Genomic DNA, 6,016 nt, shown 5'->3' with positions numbered 1-6,016 from the left:
TACCAGCGCAAACGGGCAGCCGGCAAAGGACATAAAGAAGCCATGCGGTGCTTGAAACGACGGCTTTCCGACACCGTCTACCGCCAACTGCTCCGCGACGCACAGCAGACACAGGCGGCGGGCCCGGGAGGACACTCAGGGGCGGCTCTATCGTCCAGCGCGGCTGACTGACACCCCGCACGTCAGCACTTCGGACCAGTCACTTCCCGAACCCGCCAACACACACAATAACAACCCAAACCAAGATCAACTTGACCAGAGAGGCGCCGCTCATGCGAAAGTCCCGGCTGGCGCACCCCAGCCGACATCTTCACCGCCGCGCTGCACCATAATTCACCAGCAACGTTGCGACGATCACTAGAATCCGCCCTAGAACCCAAGGAACGCCAGGGAGTCAGTCTTCAGGGATCGTCAACAGGCAACAGCGGTCCCTACCGCATCCGTGCGGATCTGTGGGAGCCTGGGGGTGCGATTCCCTCGGGCCACCCGACCAACCGGCTGACACTCCCCAAGCGAATGAACGCCCGGTCGGCAATGTGATAGTTTTTCGAAGAGCTACTACTTCCGGGTGAACTCCAGCATGGAAAGCAGGTCCGGGATTTTCACCCGCGGACGGTTCTGTTGCTCCCCGAGTGTGGTTTCGTGCGTGTCGAGCCGGAGCCAGCCGGCCCAGTCCACGTAGTCGATACCGCGTTGGCGCAGCAACTTTGTCACGTCGCGCGAACTGTCGCGCCCCTTGTTTCGTAGATCGTTGAGGTCGTCGAGCAGATTGTCGACGGTTTCGGCGGCGTCGTTCTTGTTCGTACCGATCACCCCGGTCGGGCCCCGCTTGGCCCAGCCCGCGACGTATTCACCCGGCCTCGGCGTTCCTTCCGCTTCCAGGACACACCCGTTCTTGTTCGGCACGGTGTTGGTATGTTCGTCGAACGGCACTCCCGGAAGCGCCCGGGCTTGGTAGCCGACCGCAGCGAGAATCATGCTCACCGGAAGCGTTTCGTACTCGCCGGTGCCGCGCAGCGTGCCGTCGGCCTGCAGGGCGTTTCGCTCGATGACCACGCCGTCGATATGGTTCTCGCCGATGATCCGTACCGGGCTGCGCCAGAACCACAGATGCAGGCGACGCGGCTTACCCTCCGGCGGGCGCTGGGCCCACTCGCGTAGGAGGCTGACGTTCTTGCGCTGCTGCCGGTCGGCCGCGATCCGCTCCTCTTCCTCCGGCGTCAGTTCGAGCGCTCCGGGATCGATCAGGATGTCGGCGTTGGCGAGTTCACCCATCTCCCGCAGCTCCACGGTCGTGAACTTGGCCTGTGCAGGTCCACGCCGGGACAGCAGGTGAATGTCGGTGACGGTGCTGCTGCTGAAAGTGCCAAGCACCCGGTCGGGCACGTCGGTGGCCGCGATCTCCTCCGTGCTCTTCGCGAGCAGCCGGGCGACGTCTAGAGCCACGTTACCCGCGCCGACGACCGCGACCTCGGGCCCGTGCAGCGCGAAGTCCCGCTCGGCGGCGTCCGGGTGGCCGCAGTACCAGTTGACGAACTCCTTCGCGCCATAACTTCCGGGCAGCTCCTCGCCAGGGATACCGAGGCCGCGATCACCCTGGGTGCCGGTCGCGTAGATCACCGCGTCGTAGTAGGCGCGCAACTCGGCGGCGGTAATATCCTCGCCGAAGGTGACGTTGCCAAGGAACCGCACGTCGTTGCCCTCGGTGAACGAGCCCCGCAGTACCCGGATTACCGACTTCATCTTCTGGTTATCCGGCGCCACCCCATAGCGGACCAGGCCGTACGGCGCGGGCAGCGAATCGAAGACATCGATCCCGACGCCCACGTCCGACTCCAGCAGCGCCTTGACCGCATACAGTCCAGAGGGACCCGCACCGACCACCGCCACACGGGCCGTCGCGCCAACCAGAGCGGATCCATTCATTCGAGTCTCCTTCGTCGTGAGGAACGTGAGTACTCTCCATACGCTGGAGAGCGCCACCAACAGGGAGCGGAAGTACCCTTCCTCGCATCTACACACTCGTCCACACCGAGACCCGTCACCGCGGGGACGAACATCGAATCGACCGAGAAACTCGGCCAACACCGGTGGGGCATCGAACGAACCATGTGCCTGGCTGTTCGACTACCGGCGCCTGACCGTCCGCTACGAACACTACGCCAAACACTTCGCATCCTCCCCCACCCTCGCCTGTAACAAAAAACCCACCAAATGAGACTCAGTATTATATCTGTTATCTTGAATCCTTTTTACAACGAGCGCTAAGTCCCTCCCGGTCAACGTTATCGTTGCGCCACGCCCATCTAACGTCCGTGTCATTTTAAATTGTGGAGACACTATCCGGAAAATCAACAATCGTGTATGTCATGATTGTCAGCCCGGAACGATGTACTGTTCAAACTCGAACTGTTGGCTGCAAGTATCGTATTTTCGAAGAAAATCTCAATTTTAACTGAGTAGAGATTCGATAGGTTATTCGAATAGGATTACTTGGCGGGAGATGTCGGCACCCCGGTCTAGTTCTTGCATGGCTTCGGGGGCTTCGGCCAGTGTAATCGTGCTGGTGATGAGGCCTTCCAGGTCGAGTTGTCCAGTTTGCCAGAGGTCGAGGTAGGTTTGATAGTCCCGGAGTGGATTCACGGATCCGCCTACCGATCCGACCAGCCGTTTCGCATCCATCGTGATTTCGTACAGGTTGAGGTCGGTAGGTGTGCTCTCCGAGCCGACACCGGAGAGCACAACCGTTCCACCGATGCGGGTGGCGTCCCAGGCTGCGCGCAGGGTCTCTTGGCGTCCGACGTTCTCGAAGGCGTAGTCGAAGCCGATCCCGCGGGTGAGGTCCTGTTTCGTGTCCGCGAGGGCGTCTGGCGTGACCGTGTGCGTCGCGCCGAAATGGCGCAGCCGCGGGAACTTGGATTCCACCGGGTCCACCACGACGATCAGGCCGGCGCCGGCAAGTCGCGCCCCTTGCACGGCTGCGGCGCCGACCCCGCCGGCGCCGACGATCACCACCGAAGAGCCTGGTTCGACCTTTGCGGTGCCGATGACCGCTCCGACTCCGGTCATGACTGCGCAGTTCACAAGGGACGCGATCCGGAAGGGAATGTCGTCGCCGACGAACGGCACAACGCTCGATTCCGGGAGGATTAGTTCCTCGGTCCAGGCTCCCAGCCCGACCAGTCCGAATGCAGGCTGGCCGGCGACGAAGAAGTTGTGCTTCGCCGCGCCCTTCTGCTCTTCGTGGCCGCATAGGAAGGGCTGCGCGCGCAGGCAGAAGTAGCATTGTCCGCAGCCTCGGAGATTGGCGAGGATGACCCGGTCGCCGACCGCCATGCTTGTGACCGCCGAACCGACCTCAAGCAACTCGCCAGCACCCTCGTGTCCGAGGATCGCCGGCAGCCGCGTTGGCCACGTCCCGTTCGACGCCGATAGATCTGTGCGGCAGATCCCCGAGGCGCGCATCTTGATGCGCACCTGGTTGGCCCCCATCGGAGCGGTCTCCACATCATCGCGGACTGCAACCTTGCCCAGTTCCTCAACGACGACTGCCTGCATCTCTCACACTCCGTTGAATAGTGTGCCGCCCCGAAGGTAGGCACGGTCGTGTCTGGCCCAGTCAAGGCGGTCACAGGGAAACGTAGACGGCTTTGTTCTCTGTGTAGGCGTAGTACCAGTCGAGCCCGAACTCGCGTCCGATCCCGGACTGTTTGTAGCCGCCGAAGGGCATGGTGGGGTCGAGACCGCCCCATGTATTGACCCAGACGGTGCCGGACTTGAGCTGGCGGGTGATCCGGTGGGCGCGGCTCAGGTTCTGGGTCCAGAGCGACGCGGCGAGTCCGTATGGGGTGTCGTTCGCCAAGGCGACTGCGTCGTTGTCATCGTCGAACGGGATGACCGAGACGACGGGACCGAAGATTTCCTCGCGGGCGACGCGCATGGTGTTCTTGACACCAGTGAACACCGTCGGTGCGACGAAATAACCGTTACCAGGAATGGCGTCACCGCCCGCGACAGTGATGGCGCCGGTCTCCCGGCCACTGGCGAGATACGACACCACACGGTCTCGCTGCCCCGAGGAGACGAGCGGTCCGACATCGGTGCTGTCGCCCAGCGGATCGCCCACCACGAGGCTTTCGACCTTGGCGGCCAGGCGATCGACGAACTCGTCGTAGATGCCTCGTTGCACGAGGAGCCGAGAGCCAGCCGTGCAGATCTGGCCGGAGAGGGTGGTGAAGGCCGCGACGGCTGTCGAAACAGCGGAAGCGAGGTCTGCGTCAGCGAAGACGACCAAGGGCGTTTTCCCGCCCAGTTCGAGCGAGACGTGCTTGAGGTCCCCCGCGGACGCCCGCAGGATCGACTTGCCGACTTCGGTTGATCCGGTGAACGAGACTTTGTCGATTCCGCGGTGGTTGGCGAGGCTGTCGCCGGCGCCGATGCCGTAGCCCGGGAGGATATTGACGACGCCGGGTGGCATATCGGCTTCCAGCAGCAGCTCGCCGAGCCTGAGTGCGGTCAGCGGAGTCAGTTCGGCGGGCTTCAGGATTATTGTGTTACCCGCTGCTAGTGCGGGGCCGAGCTTCCAGATCGCATTCGTGATTGGCGCGTTCCATGGCACGATGGAACCCACAACGCCCACCGGTTCACGGAGCGAGTAGTGCAAAGCGTTGGCACCGCTTTGCGGGGTCATCCCGTGGATGGCAGAGGCCGCGCCGGCGAAATGGAGCAGGGTATCGATCGATCCTGCGATCATGCCTCGCGCGGTATGGATTGTCATCCCGGAGTCGAGCGTTTCCAGGTGTGCCAGATGGTCAACGTTCGCCTCGATCAGCGCCGCGAAGCGGCGAAGGAACATGCCGCGCTCCGCCGGTGAGGCCCGCCCCCAGTGACCGGATTCGTAGGCCTGTCGCGCCGCTGCGACGGCGAGATCGACGTCCGCCGGTCCTGCCTCCGCGACGTCGGCGACCAGTCGGCCGGTTGCTGGGTTATATGTTGCGAAGGTCTTGCGGGATTTCGCGTCTACGTACTCATTGTTGATCAACAATCGTGGTCGGGGCGCAATCACGTCAACAGTGGACTCGGCCGCGAGGTCGTCGGATTTCGTGCTCAAGTGCTTGCTCCTCTCACAGACTAGGTTGACTAGCGGAGCAGGTTGCCCATGTCGATGAGGAGGTTGTGGCCCGTCGTGAACCGGGATTCGTCGGAGGCCAGGTACAGCACCGTCTCACTGATGTCGCGTGGTTCCACGACTTCGACCGGTAGTGCGTTGGTGAACATCGGTGCGAAGTGCGGGTCTTTCGCCATGAGCTCGTCGAACCCACCAAGGCCATCCAATAGCCCGGTGTTCACTCCGTTCGGGCTGATGCAGTTGACCCGAATATTGTGCATACCCAGCTCGTTGGCCATGGTCTTCGATAGTCCGATTACGCCGTGTTTGGCGGCGCCGTACGCGGAAAGGAATGGGTTGCCCCTTGCCCCGGCGACACTGGCGGTGATGATCACGGAGCCGCCTCCCCGGTTCAGGAGATGGGGTACCGTCGCCTTCAGCGTGTTCCACGTACCGGTGAGGATGACGTCGATCTGGTCCCGCCAGATTTCGTCGGTTGTCTCGTCCCAGGGTTTCATGATGCAGATTCCGGCGTTGGCGCACACGATGTCGATGCCACCGAGCGCGCTGACCCCCTGCGACGCGGCACTGACCAACGCCTCGCGGTCCCGCACATCCGCGACTACGGGCACGACCTTGCTGCCTAGGCTCTCGACCTGGCGTGCGGTCTCATCGAGGTCGTCCGGACTCGCCAGGTCGTATTCGATGCTGTCCACGTTCTTACAGACATCCACCGCGATGATGTCGGCGCCTTCCTCGGCCAGACGTACCGCGTGCGCACGGCCCTGTCCCCGGCCCGCGCCGGTGATGAAAGCGACCTTTTCGTTGAGCTTACCCATCGTTCCTCCTTGAAGATGATCAGCATGAACGCCCGCCCGGTTGGGCGAAGCGCGATGATCCGAGCACAAG

General features: G+C 62.6%; 4 protein-coding genes and 1 pseudogene. 1 reads left to right on the top strand and 4 read right to left on the bottom strand.

The genetic code is table 11. The annotated features are described in order from the left end of the window. Positions 1-558 precede the first annotated feature (558 nt). Positions 559-1,983: an FAD-dependent oxidoreductase gene (locus A37U_RS0132330; protein ID WP_240437743.1), complete on the bottom strand. Its 1,425-nt coding sequence runs from the start codon at positions 1,981-1,983 to the stop codon at positions 559-561. A gap of 63 nt (positions 1,984-2,046) precedes the next feature. Here A37U_RS0132330 and A37U_RS54075 point away from each other — a divergent pair. Further along, positions 2,047-2,218 (top strand): annotated as a pseudogene (locus A37U_RS54075) (transposase); the annotation flags it as partial. A 257-nt stretch (positions 2,219-2,475) separates the two neighbouring features. On the opposite strand, the gene A37U_RS0132325 reads toward A37U_RS54075, so the two are convergent. From A37U_RS0132325 to A37U_RS0132315, 3 genes are all read right to left on the bottom strand, one after another. Further along, on the bottom strand, positions 2,476-3,558 hold the full coding sequence (locus tag A37U_RS0132325) for a zinc-binding dehydrogenase (protein WP_020500823.1): 1,083 nt from the start codon (positions 3,556-3,558) through the stop codon (positions 2,476-2,478). Between the two features lie 70 nt (positions 3,559-3,628). After that, positions 3,629-5,110 carry an aldehyde dehydrogenase family protein gene (locus A37U_RS0132320; protein WP_026197829.1) on the bottom strand — a complete coding sequence of 494 codons (1,482 nt, stop codon included), beginning with the start codon at positions 5,108-5,110 and terminating at the stop codon, positions 3,629-3,631. 29 nt (positions 5,111-5,139) lie between these two features. Beyond that, positions 5,140-6,015 carry a mycofactocin-coupled SDR family oxidoreductase gene (locus tag A37U_RS0132315; RefSeq protein WP_240437742.1) on the bottom strand — a complete coding sequence of 292 codons (876 nt, stop codon included), beginning with the start codon at positions 6,013-6,015 and terminating at the stop codon, positions 5,140-5,142. Between the last annotated feature and the right edge of the window lies 1 nt (position 6,016).

Source organism: Sciscionella marina DSM 45152 (assembly GCF_000379465.1).
Classification (GTDB): Bacteria; Actinomycetota; Actinomycetes; order Mycobacteriales; family Pseudonocardiaceae; genus Sciscionella; species Sciscionella marina.
The sequence above is the reverse complement of the archived record's forward strand: the minus strand, read 5'-3'. Positions and strand labels throughout refer to the sequence as shown.